We start from the raw sequence: 21,014 nt of genomic DNA, 5'->3' as shown, positions 1-21,014 counted from the left end.
TGAGAGGTAATGGAGGAGTGAACACCGACAACCCCGATCCCTCTGCCGAACTCGCGGAGTTGCTGCCCGCGATCCAGCGGCTGGTGCGCCGGCGGCTGCGGTCCGGGCTCACCCTGCCGCGGCTGCGCGGGGCGCAGATCGAGCTGCTGCGCCTGGTCGCGGCCCAGCCGGGACTGCGCGTCTCCGAGGCGGCGCAGGAACTGTTCCTCGCCGACAACTCCGTCTCCACGCTGGTCAACCAGCTCACCAAGGCGGGCCTGCTGCGCCGCGAGACGGACCCGGACGACGGACGCGCCGCCCGTCTGCACGCCGAGCCGGAGGCCGTGGCCCGCCTCGCCGACTGGGACGCGCGCCGCAGCGCGCTCCTCGCCGACCAGCTCGAACGACTCGACGACGCCGACCACCAGGCCCTCGCCGCCGCGCTCCCCGCGCTGCGCCGCCTGGCCGAAGGACTGCGCGCCGAGGCACCGCGCGGGGCCGAAGGACTGCGCGAGGAGGCCACCCCATGACCACCGCACCCGCCGCGGGCGACGCCCGCACCGAGGCCGCCACCGCAGGCGAACCCGCGGACGAACCCGCCCTGCGCTGCACCGATCTGAGCTACTCCTTCGGCGCCACCAAGGCCGTCGACGGGCTCGACCTGGAGGTCGCCCAAGGGGAGGTCTTCGGCCTGCTGGGTCCGAACGGCGCGGGCAAGACCACGGCGATCCGCGCGATCACCACGCTGCTCCCCGTCCCGGCCGGAAAGATCACCGTCTTCGGCCTGGACTGCGCGCGCAAGCGCATGCAGGTACGCCGCCTGCTCGGCTACGTCCCCCAACAGCTCTCCGCTGACAGCGGTCTGACGGGCCGTGAGAACGTCGAGCTGTTCGCCCGCGTCTTCGACGTGCCGCGCTCCGAACGGCGGGCCCGCGTGGACGAGGCACTGACGGCCGTCGACCTGACCGACGCCGCCGGGCGGTTGGCCGGTACCTACTCCGGCGGCATGGTGCGCCGGTTGGAGCTGGCGCAGGCCCTGGTGAGCGCGCCGCGCCTGCTGATCCTCGACGAGCCGACGATCGGCCTGGACCCGCTGGCCCGCGCCGGGGTCTGGGACTGCATCGCCCAGGTCCGCGCCGGCACCGGCATGACGGTGCTGGTCACCACCCACTACATGGACGAGGCCGACGAGCACTGCCGCCGCGTCGCCCTCATGCACCGCGGCCGGATCCGGGCCGTCGGCGCGCCGAGCGAGCTGCGCGCCGAACTGGCCGCACAGCTCGGGGCCGACCCGGAGCGGGTCAGCCTCGAGGACGTCTTCCGCCACCATGCCGGCGCGGGTCTCGCCGGCGCCGACCGACCCGATGAGGGAGGGGATTTCCGCGATGTCCGCCGCACCCGTTCCACCGCTGCCCGTCTCCGCTGAGGCCGCGGCCGCCACCGGCGCCGGTCCCGGCAACGCCACCGGGACCGCGACACTGGCGGCCGCCCCCCGCCCGGTGGAGCTGCGCCTACTGCTCAAGCCCCCGCCCCCGCGAAGCTCCTGGCGGCTCGTGCTGGCCCGCGCCGGCGCGATGTGCACGGTGGAGCTGCAGAAGCTGCGCCACGACCGCACCGAGCTCTACACCCGCGCCGTCCAGCCCGCCCTCTGGCTGCTGATCTTCGGTGAGACCTTCACCCGGATACGCGCCATCCCCACCGGCGGGATCCCGTACCTCGACTACCTCGCGCCCGGCATCATCGCCCAGTCCGCGATGTTCATCGCCATCTTCTACGGCATCATGATCATCTGGGAACGTGACTCGGGCGTGCTGACCAAACTGCTGGTCACCCCGACGCCACGGGCCGCCCTCGTCACCGGGAAGGCCTTCGCGGCCGGGGTGAAGTCGGTGATCCAGGCCCTCGTCGTGGTCGTCATCGCGGCGCTGCTGGGCGTCTCGCTGACCTGGAACCCGCTGCGCCTGTTCGGCGTGGCCGTCGTCGTGGTGCTGGGCTCGGCGTTCTTCTCCTGCCTGTCGATGTCGATCGCGGGCATCGTGCTGACCCGCGACCGGCTGATGGGCATCGGCCAGGCCATCACCATGCCGCTCTTCTTCGGCTCCAACGCGCTCTACCCCGTCGACGTGATGCCGGGTTGGCTGCAGGCGGTCAGCAAGGCCAATCCGCTCAGCTACGAGGTCGACGCGCTGCGCGGCCTGCTGCTCGGCATCCACGCCCACCTGGGCCTGGACTTCGGCGTCCTCGCCGTCGCCGCGACTCTCGGCGTGACGGCCGCCTCGCTGCTGCTGGGCCGCCTGGCCAAGTAGCTCTCCCCTCCCCCGCTCTCGCTGCTCGCCCGCACGGCGCGTGTCAGGTTTCCTTGACACGCGCCGTGCTTGTCAGGCTACCCTGACAGCCATGGGAGTTCCTGAGGAATCCGCGTCCTCGGACGCGTCCACCGACAAGGGAGCGGCCGCCGACCTGCTGAGCCAGGTCACGGCCAGGGACCCGGCTGTCGGGCTCAGCGCTGTCGTCGCGCTGCGCCGGCTGCTGGAGGAGTTGGAACGCCTGCACGTCGACAACGCACGCGACCAGGGCTGGACCTGGCAGAGCGTCGCGACGGCGCTACAGGTCAGCCGACAGTCGGTCCACGAGAAGCATGCGAGCAGGCGCAAGGCCACGGGCAAGGAGAGCTGAGGATGTTCGAATACTTCACCGATCGCGCCAAGCGGTCCATCGTCGCCGGTCAGGACGAGGCCATCGCCCTCGGCCACGACTTCATGGGCACGGAACACCTGCTGCTCGGCCTGGCGGCCGACCCCGAGAGCACGGCGGGCTCCGTCCTCGCCGCGCACGGCGTCGAGCTGGGCCGCGCCCGCGAGGTGACGGTCCGTCTGCTGACCGAGGCGGGCGTCCCCGCGACCGGCGGCAAGCCGGCGACCGACGCGCTGGCGTCGATCGGCATCGATGTCGCCGAGATCAAGCGCCGCGCCGACGCGAACTTCGGCGAGGGCGCGTTCCAGTTCCCCCGCCCCGCCTACACCCCGCTCGCCAAGCTCGCGCTGGAACAGACGCTGCGCGAGGCAAAGGCGCTCGGACACGAGCGGTTCGGCACGGAGCACATGCTGCTGGGCCTCCTCGCCGCGGGCGGCGACGACGCCGAACACACCACGGCCCAGGCGGTCCTGATGGCCCTCGACGTCGACGTGGCAGCGCTGCGCCCGGCGGTCCTGGCCCGGCTCGCCGAGGACTGACGGCGGGGCACGTAGGCTCTACCCACCCAACCTAGGGAGCCGCCTCGTGTCCTCGCTCGTCTGGCGACACCGTCCTGCCTCGCCCGCCGCAGGCGTCGTGCTCGTGATGCACGGCGGGGAGGAGCACGGAGTGAATCCCCCGTCGCGGGTCAACCCGCCCCTGCAGCGGTTGCGGCCGTTCGAGCGGGCGTTGCGGCGGTCGCCGCTCGGGGACGGCCTGGGCGTGGCCGAGGTCGCCTACCGCTGCCAGGGGTGGAACGGGGAGCGCGCGGACGCGGCCGTCGACGCCGAGGAGGCGCTCACGGAGCTGGTCGCACAGGTCGGGCCCGGCACGCCGATCGTGCTGCTCGGGCACTCCATGGGCGGGCGCGCGGCCCTGCGGATCGGCGGGCACGCGTCCGTGGCCGGGGTCGTCGCGCTCGCGCCCTGGTGCCCACCGGGCGAGGCGGTGGCGCAGCTCGCCGACCACCGCCTGCTGATCGTCCACTCCGACCACGACCGGGTGACCCCGGCCGCCGAGTCCCTCGACTTCGCCGCGCGGGCGCGGGTGGCCGGCGCCCAGGTGGCCCGCTGCGTGATCCCGCGGAGCGACCACGCGATGGTGCGGCGGGCGGTGACCTGGCACCGCCTCACCACACTGCTGACCGGCGCACTCCTCGGCGGCTGGCCGTTCCCGGACCCGGTCGCCAAGTCCCTCGCCCGCAGCGGCGCGGGCATCGAGGGCCTCGACCTGCGCCTCCCCCTGTGGGCGGACTGACGCCCGGACCCACAGCCCTGGCGACCGCTCCCCCGTCTCGCCCACACTGGCAGCATGCAATTGCGCATCGAGGCCAACACGCTGCCGGGCCGCACCTGCCACGCCGGACCGGACTTCCCCGGGGCGAGCGCGATCGAGGTGGCCGTGCAGCGCAAGGACCGGCCCGCCGAGCTGCTCGACCCCCAGCCCGGGGACGCCGCCGACGCCCGTTGGGCGTTCGACTGCACCGTCACCGACGCCGGCGAACTGCGCGGCCCCTACGTGCAGAACCGCTTGGGCGGGCGGTTCGTCTACCTCTCCTGGCTCGGGCGGCGGCCGGACGAGGAGACGGCCCGGATGTTCCGCAGGGCGAAGCTGATGCTGGCCGAGGTTCCGCCGGGGGTGCTCGACGAGGCGCGGCGGCGCGGCGCGTTGGTGGCGCGGCTCGCGCTCACCGACGCCAAGGGCAACCCGGTGTGCGGTCGGGTGGTGCCCCCGGCGGTCGAATGGAGCGCGGCCGAACCGTCCTGAACCCGCCGAGGCTGCTCAGATGTCGCGGAAGGTCTCGATCCGGGCGCCGATCGAGTTGAGGCGCTCGGCGAGGTCCTCGTAGCCGCGGTTGATGACGTAGACGTTGCGCAGCACCGAGGTGCCCTCCGCGGCGAGCATCGCCAGCAGCACGACCACGGCCGGGCGCAGCGCCGGGGGGCACATCATCTCGGCGGCGCGCCAGCGCGTGGTCGGGCCCTGGACCAGGACGCGGTGGGGGTCGAGGAGTTTGACGTTGGCGCCGAGGCGGTTGAGCTCGGTGAGGTAGATGGCGCGGTTGTCGTAGACCCAGTCGTGGATCAGCGTGTCACCGTGCGCGGCCGCGGCGATCACGGCGAAGAACGGCACGTTGTCGATGTTGATGCCGGGGAACGGCATCGGGTGGATCTTGTCGGCGGGGGCGGTCAGCTTGGACGGGCGGACCGTCAGGTCGGTGAGGCGGGTGCGGCCGTTGCGGGCCAGGTACTCCTCGCTGCGGTCGTAGTCGAGGCCCATCTCCTCGAGCACCGAGAGCTCGATCTCCAGGAACTCGATCGGCACCCGCCGGATCGTCAGCTCGGAGGAGGTGACGACGGCGGCGGCCAGCAGGCTCATCGCCTCGACCGGGTCCTCCGCGGGGGCGTAGTCGACGTCGCAGTCGATCTTCTCGACGCCGTGGACCGTCAGCGTCGTGGTGCCGATGCCCTCGACCTTGACGCCGAGCCGCTCCAGGTAGAAGCAGAGGTCCTGGACCATGTAGTTCGGGCTGGCGTTGCGGATGACGGTGACGCCGGGGTGGCGCGCGGCGGCGAGCAGCACGTTCTCGGTGACGGTGTCGCCGCGCTCGGTCAGCACGATGGCGCGGGCGGGGGCGACGCCCGGCTCGACGTCGGCGTGGTAGTGGCCGTCGGTCGCGTTGACCCGCAGGCCGAACTGGCGCAGCGCGGCCAGGTGCGGGCCGACGGTGCGGGTGCCGAGGTCGCAGCCGCCCGCGTAGGGGAGCTTGAAGTGCGGCTCGAGGTGCATCAGCGGGCCGAGCAGCATCAGCGCGCTGCGCGTGCGCCGCGCGGCGTCGGCGTCCATGGCGCCGAGGTCGAGCCGCGCCGGCGGGGTGAGCTCGAGGTCCTGGCCGTTGTTGATCCAGCGGGCCTTGACGCCGATGCTGGTCAGCACCTCGAGGATGCGGTAGATCTCCTCGATGCGGGCCACCTGGCGCAGCGTCGTGCGGCCGGTGGTGAGCAGCGACGCGCACAACAGGGCCACGCCCGCGTTCTTGCTGCTGCGGACCTCGATGGCGCCGGTGAGCCGTCGTCCGCCGCTGACGCGCAGGTGCATCGGACCGGCGTAGCCGAGGGAGACGAGCTCGCTGTCGAGGGCCTCGCCGATTCGGGCAATCATCTCAAGGCTGAGATTCTGCTGACCTCGCTCCATCCGGTTCACGGCGCTCTGACTGGTGGTCAGCGCCTCCGCCAGTTCGGCCTGGGTCAGGCCCTTGTGCTGCCGAGCGGTGCGGATGAGCTTGCCGATGCGCACGAGGTAATCTTCAGTCACGCGCGTCACACTATCTCAGATCTGAGATGTCGAGCACGGCGGCTTCCTCCATCAGAGCGACAACCCCCGAGCGGACGGAAGCTGACCTGGTCTAAGATCACCCGGCTTGCATGATGTGCAGAAAATGTGAACGGGGGATGGGGCATGGGCGGCGGCGAAACGGGCGGGCCGGAAACCAGCGAGCCGGAGACGCGTGTACCCGAACTGGGGAGGATAAACGTCGGACTCCAGATCGCGGCCGCGATCGGTCTGGTCGCGATCGCGATCGGGGCGATGTGGGGGCTGGGGACCTTCCGCAAGACGCCGGACGGATCGGCGGAGGCGGGCAAGCCGGCCGTGTGCGAACCGCCGAAGGCGGAGGACGGGGCGGAGTACCCCGCGTTGTGCGCGGCGCTGAACCGCGCGGATCTGCCGACGCTGCTCGGGGTGCCCGGCGAGCACGTCTCACTCGCCCACTCGGCCGGCAGCACCTTCACCGGAGCCGACGGCACGAAGCAGACCGAGGCGGCGGCCGAGGTCCAGCTCGGGTCCTACAACGTGCAGCTGATCGACCATCAGGGCATCTCTGTCACTGACCTCGTCGGCCTCACGCTCTCCGCCGAGCCGACCACCGTGCTGGGACATCCGGCGGCGAGCTACTCCGACCACACCATCGAGATCAGTTTCACCGGCGGCCAGTCCGGCGGCGGTTCCGGGCCCGGCGGGATCGCCCGCCACCTGGTCGTCGCGAAGACGGGCAAGCGGGACGGCAGTTCGTTCGAGCTCGCCGTCTGGCGTCAGGACGGCGGGACGCCGGACACGGCGGCGCTGCTGCGGATCGCCGAGAAGGTGCTGCCCGCGGCGCCGGGCTGGGCCGCCGGTTCGTAGCCGACGGGCGGTGGCCTCCAGGAGGCCACCGCCCATGGCGTGGTGACGCTACGTCAGCGCCGTTAGGAGACGGTCACGTCGTCGTAGAGGGTGTACGTCGGGTCGCCGGGGTAGTTGTCGTCGTGGCTGACGAGCGTCAGCGTGTAGCTGTGCCCGGCCGTGACGGCGTTGGTCAGCTGCGTCCACCCGGAGTTGGACACACAGGTGTTCGCCAGGACGGTCTGCGTGGTACCGGCGGTGTTGTCCTTCAGCGTTGCGGTCGCCCAGTCGTACTGCACCGTGTCGGGGCAGACGTTGTCGTACCAGAAGGACAGCTGCGAGGTGCCGCTCGGTGCGGTGAAGGTCTGCGCGGCCGTCGAGTCGCCGGTGGTCGCGGTCTGCGCGCCCAGCTGCGCGGCGTAGCTGCCGGAGTGCGCACCGGAGTTGACCACGCTGGTGGTGCCGGTGGTGGTCCAGCCGGTGAAGTCACCGGACTCGAAGCCGCCGTTGGTGACACCGCCGCCACCGCCCGCCTGCGGGTTGACCGTCCAGCTGAAGCTGGCGCTGCCGGACGCTCCGGTGCCGTCCGTGGCGGTCACCGTGACCTGCGAGGTACCGGCCGTGGTCGGCGTCCCGGAGACCGCCCCGGTCGAGGAGTTGAGCGACAGCCCGGCCGGCAGGCCGGTCGCGCTCCAGCTCAACGTCTGACCCGAGGCCGAGTCACTGCCCTGCAACTGCAACGAGGCGGCGGTACCGGCGGTCGAGGTCTGCGTTCCCGGGTTGGTCACCGTCACCGTGTTGCCGGTGCTCTGACCGGCTGTGAAGACCTCGTTGTACGGCGAGGCCCACTTGTCGTTGTTGGTCATGGCCGGCAGGCCGAGGGCGCTGTCGATGACGCGGGCGGTGCTGTAGTGGTCGTACCGGTTGGCGTCCTGGTAGCCGGCCTTCACCGTGCCCTGGGAGCCGACGACGATGGTCGCGACCTGGTTGGTCTGGCCGGGGCCGAAGCCGCCGGGCGAGTTGGCGCCGTCCTCGTCCCAGGAGACGATCAGCAGCGACTTCTGCTGCTTCCACGCCGGGGAGTTGAAGAGGGTGGGCAGCGTCTGCGACAGCCAGGTGTCCCCGGCCGCGATGCCGCAGCCCTCCATGTCGTTGCAGGAGTCGGCGTCGGCCCAGACGAACGCGGGCGTGGTAGCCGCGGAGGCCAGGTCGGTGTTCAGCAGCTGCGGCAGCGGCTGCCAGTGGGCCTGGCAGTAGGCGTTGTCGTTCTTCATCTTCGCGGCGTAGTAGAACGGCGCGTCGTCGTTCTCGTAGTTGCCGCTGCTGGTGGTCTCGCAGTTGCCTGTCTGCGACTGGATGTACTCCTTCCAGCTCTTGCCGGCCGCGTCCAGGTTGTCGCCCAGGCCGTTGTTGGTCGCCGTGCAGGCGGTGCTGGTGATGCAGTTGGAGTTGTTGCCGCCGACCGCGTTGGCGCTGCGGCCGTAGGAGTTGCCGAAGGCGATCGCCTCGTAGTTCGGGTCCGAGTTGTGCGTGTTGGCGTGGTAGTTCGTCAGCAGCGAACCCATCGGCACCAGGGTGTTGTTGATGTAGGGCGCGCTGGAGTTGCCGATGACGCCGGCGCCGCCGTCCTTGGTGTTGGAGGAGGCGGAGTAGTTGTTGTTCTCCATCATCACGAAGAACACGTGGTCGTACCCGGGCACGCTGGACGCCGGGACGGTCAGTGTCGGTGCGGTGATCGGGGTGTCCAGGGTCAGCGACAGGTCGTCGGCCATGCCGTCGTTCTGGGTGCCGGTCATGGTGAAGTCGACCGTGGTGAGGATGGAGCGGGTGCCCGTCGGCACCGCGCCGGTGGTGCTGCGCTGGACGAACTCGGTGGTGTTGTTGCGGTCGGTGGCCAGCACCGGGCCGATCGTGGACGTGCCGAGCGAGGCGCCGGAGGCGTTGCGGTAGGTGATGGTGACGGCGGCCGCGTCGTTGTAGGAGCCGACGCCGCCGAGCCAGCCGGAGACGGTGGCGTGCACGCCGCCCGCGTCGATCGCGCTGGCGGCCGAGGAGACGTCGGTGACCTGCGTCATCTCGGAGGAGCCGCGGGAGCCGCCCTGGAAGTAGGCGGTGCCCTTGGTCGGCGAGCCGGGCGTGCTGGTGGAGGCGCCGGTCGGCACGCCGTAGCAGTTGATCACCGGGTCGCCGGAGGTGATGTCCCACCCCGGGACGGTGGTCTCCTCCCAGCCGCCGGGACTGCACTGCGAGGTCTCGGCGCCACCGTTGAGCAGCAGGTTCCCGCTCTGGGTGGCGGCCTGCGCGGTCTGGGCCGAACCGGTGAGCGCCGGCCCGAGCACGGCGGCCAGCGCGGTCAGCGCGGCAGCGGCGACGGTCACGGGGCGCGGCCTGGCTGCGCGTCGTGCGGGGGCGGGCGACGGCGGGGCGAGTCGTCTCATCGCGGACGTCCTTCTGACGTAGGGGGGTGCGCATGACAGCGCCGCCATTGGGCTAGCCCAATGGCGAGCACTCGATTGTGTCCCCTGCGGATGAGCCGGAACAGGTCCGCCGGTTGCACAGTCGGTATCCGCCAGGCGAACGCGCGGGACGTCTGTCGCCGAACTGCGACATCCACTCCCTCGACGACGCCCGGCCCCGGTGCCATCCTGACGAGCAGTCAGCACGAAGGCCGACGGGGGGCTCTCATGCGGCAGCGGCGGGCACGGCCCGTATGGGTGTGGAGTGCGACGGTGGCGCTGTTCGCGGCGGGGCTCGTGGCCTACTGGGTCGTCGTGCTGCTGCAGGAGACGCGCGGCCCGCTGGACGCACCACCCTGTCCGCCGCGCCCCGCGCCCGCCGCGGTCTGCCTGCAGCGCGTGCCGGCCCGGATCGAGAAGGTGGTCGGCCCCGTCCCCCGCTTGCGCCAGACGTCCGTCACCACACCGGGCTACACGGTCACGATGTCCGGACTGCCCGGTGGGGTCCGGTACCTCCACTTCACCCCGACCGAGTACCTGCACCTCGCCCCGCATCCGCCCCAGCCCGTCACGGCGACGCTGCGGCAGGGCTTGGTGATAGCGCTCAGCAGCGGGAACCGCTTCGGCTGGACCGACGGCTACAGCCCGCGCGCCCGCTACGGGCGTCTGCTGCTGTCCGGGCCCGTCGTGGTCTTCGTCCTGGTGCTGACGCTCCTCGGCCGCGGCCCCCGCCGCCGCTCCGCTCCCGCGTTCCCACCCCTCACCCGGCTCGCCCTGGCGCGACGCGTCAGCGTGGGCGCGGTCGTGATCCTCTACCTGCTGGTGGCCTGGCTGCCCAGCTGGGGGATGTCGCTCGCCTTCGTCCTCACCGGCGCCTGCGCGCTGGCCGGCATGGTGGCGGCCCAGCAGTGGCGGCCCACGGAGCGGCACAAGGCGTCGAGCGCCCGCCGAGCTCGGTGACCGGTGGTCACGTGGCGGTGGTCACCTGGCGGCCGGTCAGGACCCGAGCCGTGGGACGGGGAAGCCCTCGCGTTCCAACAGCTTGATCGTCTCGGTGAGGCCGAGCTCCCGCGATTCGCGCGCGGGCCCGTGGACCAGGCTCCGCACGAAGGCCCTGCTCGCCGAGAAGTGCACCTGGGCGACCCACTCGCCGCGCCGTAACAGCAGCCGCCCGCTCTCCTGCCAGTCGACCAGCCAGCCGAAGAGCCGGGCGGTGGTGTCCACGTAGTGCGCGTCGTCTCCCAGCTGGGTCGTCATGCGGTGAATGGTCTGCCTCCGGTGCGCCCGCTCGCCACGGGCGCGCGACCGGCTCTCGGAGGTGTGCACACCAGCGCACGGACCGGCGCCCTGCGCGGGTGCCTGCGCCCCCAGATCGACGGCGCGGGCCGACCACGCGGGTCGAGCATCCAGACGACCAGGCGGACCGACCACGACCAGGGTCTTGACCCGCCGACCGGTTGGCCTCCAGGATGCGGGCAGTGTTTGATAGGCATATGGCCCGGTTCTGGGGCCGATCCCAGGCCCCCACGGGCTCCGGCCGCACGGATGGGAACCCGACGGACCGGGCTCGCCCGCGCCCGGGGCGGGAAGAGGAGAGCGCCGGGCGCACGCATCGGCGGTCTCGACCCGAGTCGCGCCGTCGGACCGTCGCGGGTATGCGCCGTCTGGGCATGCGCAGCGTCGCCGGACAGGTCTTCGTCCTGCAGCTCGTGATCATTCTGGTGCTGGTGGTCGCCGCGGGCATCGACGTCTTCGTCCAGGCCCAGCGCGACACCACGACGGAGGCCCGCAACCGTTCCCTCGCGGTGGCCCAGACCTTCGCCGACTCACCCGGAATCGTCGCCGCGATGGAGTCGCGGCACCCGACCGCGCTGCTCCAGCCTCGCGCCGAGGCCGTGCGCCTGGCGACCGGGGTCGACTTCGTCGTGGTCACCGACGACCACGGGATCCGCTACACCCACCCCATCGTCAACCGGATCGGCAAGAAGTTCGTCGGCGACATCGGCCCGGCGCTGGCCGGGCAGACGGTCACCGAGACCGTCAACGGCACCATCGGCCCGCTGGTGCAGGCGATCGTGCCGGTCTTCGACAGCACCCACAAGGTGATCGGCGCGGTCTCCGCGGGCATCACGCTCAAGAAGATCAGCAGCACCTCGCAACGGCAGCTGCCGGTCGTCCTGCTGGGCGCCGCCCTGGCGCTGGGCCTCGCCAGCGCCGGCACCTGGCTGGTGGTGCGCCGGCTCCGGCGCCAGACCCACGGCCTCGGTCCGGCCGAGATGACGCGCGTCTACGAGCACCACGACGCGGTGCTGCACTCCGTGCGCGAGGGCGTGCTCATCGTCGGGGACGACCGCCGCGTGCTGCTCGCCAACGACGAGGCCTGCCGCCTGCTCGACCTTCCGCTCGGCCAGGTTGACGGCCGGTCCGTCACCGAGCTGGGCCTGGACCACCGGCTGACCGACCTGCTCACCTCCGGACACACCGTCACCGACGAGGTGGTCAGCGCCGGGGACCGGCTGCTCGCGGTCAACATCCGCACCACCGACCGCCATGGCGGGCCGCCCGGCATCGTCGCCACGCTGCGCGACTCCACCGAGCTGCGCGCGCTGTCCGGCAAGGCCGACCAGGCCCGCAAGCGCCTCACGCTGCTCTACGAGGCCAGCGCCGCCATCGGCACCACGCTGGACATCACCCGCACCGCCGAGGAGTTGACGGAGGCCGTCGTCCCGAGGTTCGCCGACTTCGCCAGCGTCGACCTGGCGGAACCGCTGCTGCACGGCGACGAGCCGGTCCCGGGCCGGATGGTGGACCTGCGCCGGGCGGCGCTGCACAGCACCCACGCGGACACTCCGCTCTACCCGGTCGGCAGGTCGATCTCCGTGACGCCGGGAACGCCGCCCGCCCAGGCCCTCGAGGGACGCCCGGTCCTGGAGGCGGACCTGTCCGACCCGAAGTCCACCTGGCAGCAGACCGATCCGGGGCTGGCGAACCGGCTCGTCGCGCAGGGCATCCACTCCCTGATCACCGTCCCGCTGCTGGCCCGCGGCGTGCTCCTCGGTGTGGCGCACTTCTACCGCTCCGAGCAGCACGAGCCGTTCGACCACGACGACCTCTCGGTCGCCGAGGAGCTGGCCGCCCGCGCCGCGGTGTCCATCGACAACGCCCGGCGCTTCACCCGCGAGCACCGCATGGCGGTGACCCTGCAGCACAGCCTGCTCCCCGGCGGGCTGCCCGAGCAGAGCGCGCTGGACGTGGCCTACCGCTACCTGCCCGCGCACGCGGGCGTCGGCGGCGACTGGTTCGACGTCATCCCGCTGCCCGGCGCCCGGGTCGCCCTGGTCGTCGGCGACGTGGTCGGCCACGGTCTGCACGCCGCGGCCACGATGGGCCGCCTGCGCACGGCGGTGCACAACTTCTCCAGCCTGGACCTGCCGCCGGACGAACTGCTCGGCCATCTCGACGTGCTGGTCAACCAGATCGACCAGGACCGGGCCACCACCGACGGCGAGACCTCCATCACCGGCGCGACCTGCCTGTACGCGATCTACGACCCGGTCTCGCGGCGCTGCAGCATGGCCCGGGCAGGACACCTGCCGCCGGCGCTGGTACGCCCCGACGGCTCGGTCGAGTTCCTCGACCTGCCCGCCGGGCCTCCGCTCGGGCTGGTCGGCCTGCCCTTCGAGACGGTGGAGCTGGAACTGCCCGAGGACAGCCGGCTGGTGCTCTACACCGACGGACTGGTCGAGGACCGCACCAGGGACATCGACATCGGCCTGGACGGGCTGCGCACCGCCCTGGCCGGGCCCGGACGCAGCCCGGAGGAGACCTGCCAGGCGGTGCTCGACGCGCTGCTGCCCGCCAACCCCACCGACGACGTGGCCCTGCTGGTGGCCCGGACCCGGGCGCTGCCGGCCGACCGGGTGGCTCTCTGGGAGCTCCCGGCCGACCCGGCGGCGGTGGCCCGGGCCCGGGCGGACGTGGCCGGGCAGTTGGCGGCCTGGGGGCTGGACGAGCTGGCCTTCACCACCGAACTGATCATCAGCGAGCTCACGACCAACGCGATCCGCTACGGGAGCGGGCCGATCCGGGTGCGCCTGCTGCACGACCGCGTCCTCACCGTCGAGGTCTCCGACGGAAGCAGCACCTCCCCGCATCTGCGCTACGCGGCCACCACCGATGAGGGCGGGCGCGGCCTGTTCCTGGTCGCCCAGCTCTCGGAGCGCTGGGGCACCCGCTACACCGGCGGCGGCGGAAAGGTGATCTGGGCCGAGCAGCCCTTGCCGTGACCGGGCGGCGGCCGGTGGTCATCACGTCGGGAGATGACTGTTGTCCGGGATCATCGCGGGAGGACGGGAAGCGGATCAGCTCCCCCGGCGCTTTCACGAGGGCATGCGGCCGAACCGGCCGCAGACCGACCGTCCTCGGAAGGCAGCCATGACCCACCCGTCCGGCTCCACGCCCACCGTCCGACCGACCCCGGACGGCGACCCCTCCCCCGGCTCCGGCCACGGCATACCCGGCTGGCTCGTGGCGGTGCTCGCCGTCGCCACCGGCCTGTCCGTCGCGAACCTCTACTACGCGCAGCCGCTGCTCTCCACGCTCGCGCCGGTGTTCGGCGTCGGCACGGCCACCGCGGGCGCCCTGGTGACGGTCACCCAGATCGGCTACGTGCTGGGGATGCTGTTTCTGGTGCCGCTCGGGGACCGCTTCGAGAAGCGCCGCCTGGTCGCGGTCCTGCTCGCGGTGACCAGCGTCGCCATGGCCGTCGCGGGCGCCGCGACCGGCTTCCCGATGCTCGTGCTCGCCTCCCTGGTCAGCGGCGCGACCTCCGTCGTCGCCCAGATCCTGGTGCCCTTCGCCGCGAGCCTGGCCCCGGACCACGCCCGCGGCCGGATCGTCGGGCGGGTGATGGCCGGACTGCTCACAGGCATCCTGCTGTCGCGCACCCTCAGCAGCCTGGTCGCGGACGCGGCGGGCTGGCGGGTGGTGTACCTGGGCTCGGCCGTGCTGATGGCGGTCCTGGCCCTCGTGCTGCGCCTGGTCCTGCCCGCACACGCGCCGACCACCGACCTGCCCTACCACCACGTGCTGCGGTCCACCCTCCGGCTGGTGCGCACCCACCCCGCGCTGGTCCGGCGCGGGCTCTACCAGGCGGCGCTCTTCGGGACGTTCAGCGCCTTCTGGACCACGGTCTCGTTCCTGCTGACCGGCCCGGCCTTCCGCTACCCGGCCTCCGCGGTCGGCGTCTTCGCCCTGGTGGGCGCCGCCGGCGTGGTCGTGGCCCCGGCCGTCGGGCGCTGGGCCGACCGGGGTCTGGGCCGTCCCCTGACCGGGGCCGCGCTCCTGCTCGGAGCGGTCGGCGCCCTCGTCGCCGGCCTCGGCGGGCACCACATCGTGCTGCTGGCGCTCGCCGCGATCCTGCTCGACGTGGCCGTCCAGTCCACGCTGATCCTCGGTCAGCACGTCGTCTACCAGCTCGACCCGGGCGCGCGAGCCCGGCTGAACAGCGTCTTCATCGCCACCTTCTTCGCCGGAGGGGCGCTGGGCTCGCAGCTCGGCACGGTCGTCTACCACGCCCAGGGCTGGTGGGCGGTCTCCGCCCTCGGCACGGCCCTGCCGGTCCTCGCCCTGCTCTACTGGACCACCGAGCGCCGCGCGGGCCACACCCCCGCGCAGGCGGCGGACCCCGGCGTGCTCAGCTGAGCCTCCTCAGCCGAGGAGACGCAGCAGCGCGGCGACCGCCGGGCTCGGCTCTCCGGCGGGCCGCGCGACCGTCACGTCCCAGCGGGGCGGGCGGCCCTGGAACCGGCGCGGCGTCAGTTCGGGGTACTGGGCGGCGATCGACTCGGGCAGGACGCAGACGCCCAGGTCGTGCCGGACCAGCTCGACGGCCGCCCCGATGTCGTTGACCTCGAACACGGCGCCCCGCTCCAGGGCCGCCGCGCGGAACGCCCGGTCCACCGCGCCCCTGATCGCCCAGCCGGGGGCGAAGTCGACGAACGGCAACCGGGCGACCTCGGCGAAGGTGACGGTGTCGGGCTCCGCGAAGGACCGCGCGGGCGAGGCGGCCAGCACCATCTCCTCACGTGCCAGCAGGCGGACCTCCAGGCCGCGCCGCTGCTGGCGGTCGAAGGCGACCACCGCCACGTCCACCGTACGGTCCCGCAGCGCCGTGCGGATGTCGGCCACCGCCTCCTGACGCAGCTTCACCACCAGCCCCGGGTGCTCGGCGCGCAGCCCGGCCAGCGCCCGGTCCAGTCCCAGCCACACCCCCTGCATCGTCCCGATCGTCAGCACCCCGCGCAGCTCGCCGCGCGCCTCGTCCGCGACCGAGCGGGCCAGCTCCGCGGCCCGCAGGGTGGCGCGGGCGGCCTGCACGAACGTCTCCCCCACCGCGGTGAGCACGACCCGGTGCGTGGTGCGGTCGAACAGCTGGACGCCCAGCTCCTTCTCCAGCCCCCGGACCGTTCCGGACACCGCGGACTGCACCACGTGCAGCCGCCGGGCGGCGGCGGTGAAGCCGCCCTCCTCGGCCACGGCGACGACGACCTCCAGCTGGCGCAGATCCATCCGTGGATCATCGCACCCGGACGTGAGCGAAGCGTCGCAATCGTTATATTCCCAACCATCTTCCCGAAGGCCCCGGGATGGCTAGGATCCGGGCTCATGGCACTTCTCGGGCGCAGCAAATCGTCCCCACGCCTGATACCCGAGCTGGACGACGGCGACTTGGGCAGGCTCCGCAAGCAGCTCAAGCCCTCCACCATGCCCGGCATGACGGACTTCAACGTGGAGGCGGCGGAGCGTCTGGTCAAGGACACGGGCACGGACTGGGACCGGCGCTGGCACCGGATCTCCGTCCTCGCCGAGACGACCGCGGACTTCGGCTTCGACCGCTCCTGGATGCTCCGCCGGCCACGCAGCGCGGACGCGCTGCTGTTCGGCGCGTGGGTCGCGGCGGTGCGGGTGCGCCGCGGCGAACCCGCGACGGAACTGCCCGAGGCCGTGCAGTGGTGCCTCAAGGCCGGTGACGCCCGGCCCCAGGACCCCCTGCCGTATGTGGCCCTGCTCGGTCTGCTGCGGCTGCTGCGCAGCCCCTCGGACCAGCTGAACGAGGTCTGGCAGGCCGTGGTGCTGCGCGACCCGTGGAACCGCGAGGCACACCTGCAGATCCTCGGCTACCTCTCCGCCGAGGAGTGCGGGGTGCCCGGTCAGGCGCGCGACTTCGTCGACGCCCAGCAGGTGCGGATGCCGGCGGACGCGCCCGCGGCCGCGCTCGAACTCACCGCCGCGGTCCGGGACTACCACCGCTCGACGGCCGGGGACGATCTCAACGCCATCCTGGCCGACCTGTGGTGGGGCCGACCGCGCTCCTCGGCGGTGCTCGACCGCGCCCTCGCCTCGTGGACCCGGCCCGGCTTCCTGCGTCACGCCGCCGCGACGGCCGATCTGAACCTGCTCGCCTACGCCCTGGTCCAAGCCGGACGCGTCGCGGAGGCGGCGCCGGTGTTCCGGCAGCTCGGACCCACCGTGGTGGCCTGGCCCTGGTCGCTGCAGGGAGATCCGGTCGAGCAGTTCGCCCACTGGCGCGGCCGGTCCCTTCGGTGAGTCCCGCCCGGCCGCCGCATTCGGCCCAGTGCGGATCCTGTCCGCGCTGGTCAGGCGTCATCCTTGGAGGGTGACCACCATCGCGCACCGAACCCGTCCCGACGATCCGCACCTCCGAGACGCGCAGCGCGCCGTCGACGCCGCCAGACGCGACGGTGTCCACCGGTTCCAGGTCGTGGCCCTGGTCCGGCCCAGCACCGCCCGCGAGTTCGTGCTGCTGATCGATCACCGCGACGAGACCTGGGCCGTTCCCACGGCCGAGGTGCACCCCACCGACACCGTTCCGCGCGCGCTCGACTGGCTCTGCGACCGGCACCTGGGCCTGGCCGAGTGGCAGGCCTCGTACGCAGGTGCCGCCCGCTACCGGACGTCCGGCGACACCGAGGTCCTGCAGGTCGCCTTCGACGTGGTCGTCCCCTCGGACGGTGCGCTGTCCTGGCCCGGCTCGTGCCAGTGGTGGCACCCGCACGCGGACCCGCCCGAGGTGCACCGGCTCTCGCGCCCCACGGTGGAACGCCTCCAGGCCGCGGCGGGTCCCCGGCCGTAGCCCGGCCGGTGCGTGGATGCGGGGAGCGGCGGGATGCGGGGAGCTGCGGGTCCGATGCCTACCCTGGGCTCGTGTCCGTGTCCGAAACGCCCCTCCGCCGTGTCGCCGTCCTCGTGCTCGACGGCGCGAAACCGCTCGACGTCGGCATCCCGGCGCAGGTGTTCACGACCCGGGCCAGCATGCCCTACGAGGTGCGCGTCTGCGGCGCCGCCCCGGGGCTGGTGACCGGCGGCGACGGGCTGTCGTACCACGTCGCGCACGGGCTCGACGCGCTGGCGTGGGCGGACCTGGTCTTCGTGCCCGGCTACCGCCGCCCCGACCAGGACGATCCGCCGCCGGCCGTGGTCGCCGCGCTCGTCGCCGCCCACGAGCGCGGCGCCCGGCTGGCCGCGATCTCCACGGGCGCGTTCGCACTCGCCGCGACCGGCTTGCTGGACGGCCGCCGCGCCACCACGCACTGGCACTACACCAGGGCCCTCGCGGCCAGGCATCCGCTCGTCCGGGTGGACGAGAACGTCCTGTTCGTCGACGAGGGCAGCGTGCTGACGTCCGCCGGTGCGGCCTCCGGGATCGACCTGTGCCTGCACATCCTGCGAGGCGACCTCGGCGTGGCCGCCTCCAACCACGCCGCCCGGCGGCTGGTCGCCGCGCCGTACCGCAGCGGCGGTCAGGCGCAGTACGTGCCGCGGAGCGTGCCCGAGCCGCTGGGCGAGCGGTTCGCCGCGACCCGGGACTGGGCCCTGCACCGCCTCGGCGAGCCGCTGACCGTGCGCACGCTGGCGCGGCACGCGGCCGTCTCGCCCCGGACCTTCTCGCGGCGCTTCGCGGAGGACACCGGCTACACGCCCATGCAGTGGATCATGCGCGCCCGCATCGACCTGGCCAGGGAACTGCTGGAGCGCTCCGAGCGGAGTATCGAGCAGATCGCCGCCGACGTCGGGCTCGGCACCGGCGCCAACCTGCGCCTGCACTTCCAGCACGTGCTCGGCACCACGCCGAGCGAGTACCGGCGCACCTTCACGCAGGGCGTCTGAGCGGCGGTTCTTTCGGGGTGGCACGCGGTGGCACGATCCTTGCGAACCGTGGCACTCATGCCACTGCCGACGGCCGGCGCCGGGCGGGAGGGTGAGAGGTGTTCCACCGCACGGACACCCCTGGAAGGGACCACCCCTCATGACCCGCATCGCCGTCAACGGATTCGGCCGCATCGGACGCAACGTGCTGCGCGCCCTGCTGGAGCGCGACAGCAAGCTCGAGGTCGTCGCCGTGAACGACCTCACCGAGCCGGCCACCCTGGCCCGTCTGCTCGCCTACGACACCACCGCCGGCCGCCTCGGCCGTCCGGTGACCGTCGACGGCGACGCCCTGGTCGTCGACGGCCGCCGGATCACCGTCACGGCCGAGCGCGACCCGGCCCAGCTGCCGTGGGCCGAGCTCGGGGTCGACGTGGTGCTGGAGGCGACCGGCCGCTTCACCGCCGCCACGGCCGCCCGCGCGCACCTGACCGCGGGCGCGCGCAAGGTGCTGGTCAGCGCGCCGTCGGACGGCGCGGACGTCACCCTCGCCTACGGCGTCAACTCCGACGCCTACGACCCGGAGCGACACACCGTCATCTCGAACGCCTCCTGCACGACCAACGCGCTGGCCCCGCTGGCGGGCGTGCTGGACGACCTCGCGGGCATCGAGCACGGCTTCATGACGACCGTCCACGCGTACACCCAGGAGCAGAACCTCCAGGACGGCCCGCACCGGGACGCCCGCCGGGCGCGCGCCGCGGCCGTCAACATCGTGCCGACCACGACCGGCGCGGCGAAGGCGATCGGCCTGGTCCTGCCGCAGCTGGACGGCAAGCTCTCCGGCGACTCCATCCGCGTGCCCGTGCCGGTCGGCTCGATCGTCGAGCTGAACACCACCGTCGCCCGCGACGTCACCCGCGACGAGGTCCTGGAGGCCTACCGCGCGGCCGCCGCCGGCCCGCTCGCAGGCGTCCTGGAGTACAGCGACGACCCGCTGGTCTCCGCCGACATCACCGGAAACCCGGCCTCCTCGATCTTCGACTCGGCGCTGACCCGGGTCGACGGCCGCCACGTCAAGGTCGTCGCCTGGTACGACAACGAGTGGGGCTTCTCCAACCGCGTCGTCGACACCCTCGACCTCATCGCCGCCGGCCTCTGACGCCCACCCCACCCACGGCCGCCGCCCTCAGCGGCGGCCGCCCGGCCCGGGAGGCGTAGGCAACACCGCGCCAGAAGGCGGACTGCCTGCTCATTGTCCCGATTGGTCCGGACCATTGACAGGGCATCAGCAGATCACCACCCTTGGGGCGACCTATTCAGCACTCTTCGCCGGGAGGCGATGGATGCGCATGCACATAGGCAGAACCCCCACCCTGCTCGCCGCCGCGACGCTCGCCCTGACCGCCGTCGCACTCGGCGGGGCCGCGCCCGGGCAAGCCGCCGCGAAGACGGCCACCGTGCACGCGGCTGCTGCCACCACGAGCCCGATCCAGGTGTACGGCGCCTGGCACTGTTCCGACGACGCCTGCACCTGGGCCACGGTCCGCGACATGACGGACTTCGACCAGAAGAACCACTGGCTCGTCGACCGGGGCGACGGCCACCCCTCGGTGAACCTGGTGGTGCTCAGCTTCGTCAACCCGTTGCGGCTGCTGGACGGCACCACCGACGCCGGTGACACGAACGGCGTCCCCAACGGGATGACCAGCGCGATCGTCAACTACTTCACCAGCCACGGCATCCGCGTGATGCTGTCGATCGGCGGCATCACCTACGCCGGCGACTGGGACACCGCGCTCGGGCAGAACCCCACACTGCTCGGCCAGAAGGCCGCCGCGCTGGCGACGCAGTTGGGCGTCGGTGTCGAGATCGACTACGAGAACGCCTCCAGTCCGAACCTGACGGGCCTGCAGTCGTTCGTCACCGCCTACCGGGCCGCTCACCCGTACGACGCGACCGGCGCGGACCCGACGGCCCGGCTGACCATCGACGTCGCGGCCGGCGACCGCTGGCTGACCGGGATCGACCAGTACGCCACCGCGAACTGGCTGAACACCAGCAACCCCGTGCTGGACTACGCCAACGCGATGGTGCCGAGCAAGCAGCCGAGCAGCGCGACCGGGGCCGAGTCCAACTGGCAGGAGCACCTGACCGGCAAGCCCACCTACAGCCCGCCGATCCCGCCGCTCGCGCCCGCGAAGTTCACCGGCAGCCTCTACATCGCGGAGGGCTCCTCGGTGCGGCCCGAGTGCACGAACTTCTCGACCTCGCTGGAGAGCAGCACCGGCAGCTGGGTCCAGAGCGCCGCGCCCGCCGGGGCGGGCACCACTCCCGGACTGCTCGGCTACATGTTCTGGGCCGCCGAGATGCCCTCGACCAGAGGCGTCACCACCGACCCGCCCAACACCTGCCAGGGCGGCGTCGGCGTCGGGTCCTCTACGTACGGCGTGCCGGTTCCGATGCCGGCCCTGCGGCAGAACTGACGCCGCGGATGGCGGGTGGGGTGGCCCGCAT

General features: G+C 72.7%; 20 protein-coding genes. 16 read left to right on the top strand and 4 right to left on the bottom strand.

Translation table 11 applies throughout. The features are described 5' to 3' along the window. The first annotated feature begins 17 nt into the window (after positions 1-17). The 7 genes from DN069_RS03450 (at position 18) to DN069_RS03420 (ending at position 4,479) form a co-directional block, all read left to right on the top strand. Entirely contained in the window at positions 18-509 is a 492-nt protein-coding gene (locus DN069_RS03450; RefSeq protein ID WP_243638871.1) for a MarR family winged helix-turn-helix transcriptional regulator, read from the top strand. Then, positions 506-1,405 carry an ABC transporter ATP-binding protein gene (locus DN069_RS03445; RefSeq protein WP_111499298.1) on the top strand — a complete coding sequence of 300 codons (900 nt, stop codon included), beginning with the start codon at positions 506-508 and terminating at the stop codon, positions 1,403-1,405. The genes DN069_RS03450 and DN069_RS03445 overlap by 4 nt, the downstream gene beginning before the upstream one ends. Next, on the top strand, positions 1,365-2,285 hold the full coding sequence (locus tag DN069_RS03440; protein WP_111499297.1) for an ABC transporter permease: 921 nt from the start codon (positions 1,365-1,367) through the stop codon (positions 2,283-2,285). The genes DN069_RS03445 and DN069_RS03440 overlap by 41 nt, the downstream gene beginning before the upstream one ends. A 91-nt stretch (positions 2,286-2,376) precedes the next feature. Further along, the gene (locus DN069_RS03435; protein ID WP_243638870.1) at positions 2,377-2,655 is read left to right on the top strand and encodes a hypothetical protein; all 279 of its coding nucleotides are present in this window, start codon (positions 2,377-2,379) and stop codon (positions 2,653-2,655) included. A 2-nt stretch (positions 2,656-2,657) separates the two neighbouring features. Beyond that, positions 2,658-3,212 carry a Clp protease N-terminal domain-containing protein gene (locus DN069_RS03430; protein ID WP_111499296.1) on the top strand — a complete coding sequence of 185 codons (555 nt, stop codon included), beginning with the start codon at positions 2,658-2,660 and terminating at the stop codon, positions 3,210-3,212. Positions 3,213-3,342: 130 nt separating this feature from the next. Then, the gene (locus DN069_RS03425; protein WP_243638869.1) at positions 3,343-3,969 is read left to right on the top strand and encodes an alpha/beta hydrolase; all 627 of its coding nucleotides are present in this window, start codon (positions 3,343-3,345) and stop codon (positions 3,967-3,969) included. Between the two features lie 54 nt (positions 3,970-4,023). Then, entirely contained in the window at positions 4,024-4,479 is a 456-nt protein-coding gene (locus tag DN069_RS03420; protein ID WP_111499295.1) for a DUF5990 family protein, read from the top strand. Between the two features lie 15 nt (positions 4,480-4,494). Here the strand turns inward: DN069_RS03420 and DN069_RS03415 are convergent, their stop codons facing one another. Continuing rightward, positions 4,495-6,027: a UDP-N-acetylglucosamine 1-carboxyvinyltransferase gene (locus tag DN069_RS03415; RefSeq protein WP_111499339.1), complete on the bottom strand. Its 1,533-nt coding sequence runs from the start codon at positions 6,025-6,027 to the stop codon at positions 4,495-4,497. 144 nt (positions 6,028-6,171) lie between these two features. On the opposite strand from DN069_RS03415, the gene DN069_RS03410 reads away from it, so the two are divergent. After that, positions 6,172-6,894 (top strand): DUF6215 domain-containing protein, encoded by a 723-nt coding sequence (locus DN069_RS03410; protein WP_111499294.1) that lies wholly within the window; start codon positions 6,172-6,174, stop codon positions 6,892-6,894. Positions 6,895-6,956: 62 nt separating this feature from the next. On the opposite strand, the gene DN069_RS03405 is transcribed toward DN069_RS03410, so the two are convergent. Continuing rightward, complete coding sequence (locus DN069_RS03405) at positions 6,957-9,251, bottom strand: alkaline phosphatase family protein (RefSeq protein WP_111499293.1); 2,295 nt, start codon at positions 9,249-9,251, stop codon at positions 6,957-6,959. Between the two features lie 351 nt (positions 9,252-9,602). Between DN069_RS03405 and DN069_RS03400 the strand changes: the two genes are divergently transcribed. Then, a complete protein-coding gene (locus tag DN069_RS03400; protein WP_111499292.1) occupies positions 9,603-10,289 on the top strand; it encodes a hypothetical protein in 687 nt (228 codons plus the stop codon). A gap of 36 nt (positions 10,290-10,325) precedes the next feature. Here DN069_RS03400 and DN069_RS03395 read toward each other — a convergent pair whose 3' ends face one another. Continuing rightward, entirely contained in the window at positions 10,326-10,586 is a 261-nt protein-coding gene (locus DN069_RS03395) for a hypothetical protein (RefSeq protein ID WP_111499291.1), read from the bottom strand. Between the two features lie 236 nt (positions 10,587-10,822). Here DN069_RS03395 and DN069_RS03390 point away from each other — a divergent pair, with 236 nt between their 5' ends. Together DN069_RS03390 and DN069_RS03385 are read left to right on the top strand one after the other, a co-directional pair. Beyond that, the gene (locus DN069_RS03390; RefSeq protein ID WP_111499290.1) at positions 10,823-13,615 is read left to right on the top strand and encodes a SpoIIE family protein phosphatase/ATP-binding protein; all 2,793 of its coding nucleotides are present in this window, start codon (positions 10,823-10,825) and stop codon (positions 13,613-13,615) included. Positions 13,616-13,763: 148 nt separating this feature from the next. After that, on the top strand, positions 13,764-15,032 hold the full coding sequence (locus tag DN069_RS03385) for an MFS transporter (protein WP_111499289.1): 1,269 nt from the start codon (positions 13,764-13,766) through the stop codon (positions 15,030-15,032). A gap of 6 nt (positions 15,033-15,038) precedes the next feature. Here DN069_RS03385 and DN069_RS03380 read toward each other — a convergent pair whose 3' ends face one another. Then, positions 15,039-15,899 (bottom strand): LysR family transcriptional regulator, encoded by an 861-nt coding sequence (locus DN069_RS03380; protein WP_111499288.1) that lies wholly within the window; start codon positions 15,897-15,899, stop codon positions 15,039-15,041. Between the two features lie 96 nt (positions 15,900-15,995). Here DN069_RS03380 and DN069_RS03375 point away from each other — a divergent pair, with 96 nt between their 5' ends. From DN069_RS03375 to DN069_RS03355, 5 genes are all read left to right on the top strand, one after another. After that, positions 15,996-16,937, top strand: coding sequence for a hypothetical protein (locus tag DN069_RS03375; protein WP_111499287.1), 942 nt, complete (start codon positions 15,996-15,998; stop codon positions 16,935-16,937). Positions 16,938-17,007: 70 nt separating this feature from the next. After that, entirely contained in the window at positions 17,008-17,484 is a 477-nt protein-coding gene (locus DN069_RS03370; RefSeq protein WP_111499286.1) for a hypothetical protein, read from the top strand. 77 nt (positions 17,485-17,561) lie between these two features. Further along, entirely contained in the window at positions 17,562-18,518 is a 957-nt protein-coding gene (locus DN069_RS03365; protein WP_111499338.1) for a GlxA family transcriptional regulator, read from the top strand. A 139-nt stretch (positions 18,519-18,657) separates the two neighbouring features. Then, complete coding sequence (gene gap, locus DN069_RS03360) at positions 18,658-19,659, top strand: type I glyceraldehyde-3-phosphate dehydrogenase (protein ID WP_111499285.1); 1,002 nt, start codon at positions 18,658-18,660, stop codon at positions 19,657-19,659. Between the two features lie 184 nt (positions 19,660-19,843). Then, positions 19,844-20,983 carry a glycoside hydrolase family 18 protein gene (locus tag DN069_RS03355; RefSeq protein ID WP_207892035.1) on the top strand — a complete coding sequence of 380 codons (1,140 nt, stop codon included), beginning with the start codon at positions 19,844-19,846 and terminating at the stop codon, positions 20,981-20,983. Positions 20,984-21,014: the final 31 nt, after the last annotated feature.

The organism is Streptacidiphilus pinicola (assembly GCF_003258295.1).
Taxonomy (GTDB): domain Bacteria; phylum Actinomycetota; class Actinomycetes; order Streptomycetales; family Streptomycetaceae; genus Streptacidiphilus; species Streptacidiphilus pinicola.
Note: the sequence above shows the minus strand (reverse complement) of the source record. Positions and strands in the feature narration are given on the sequence as shown.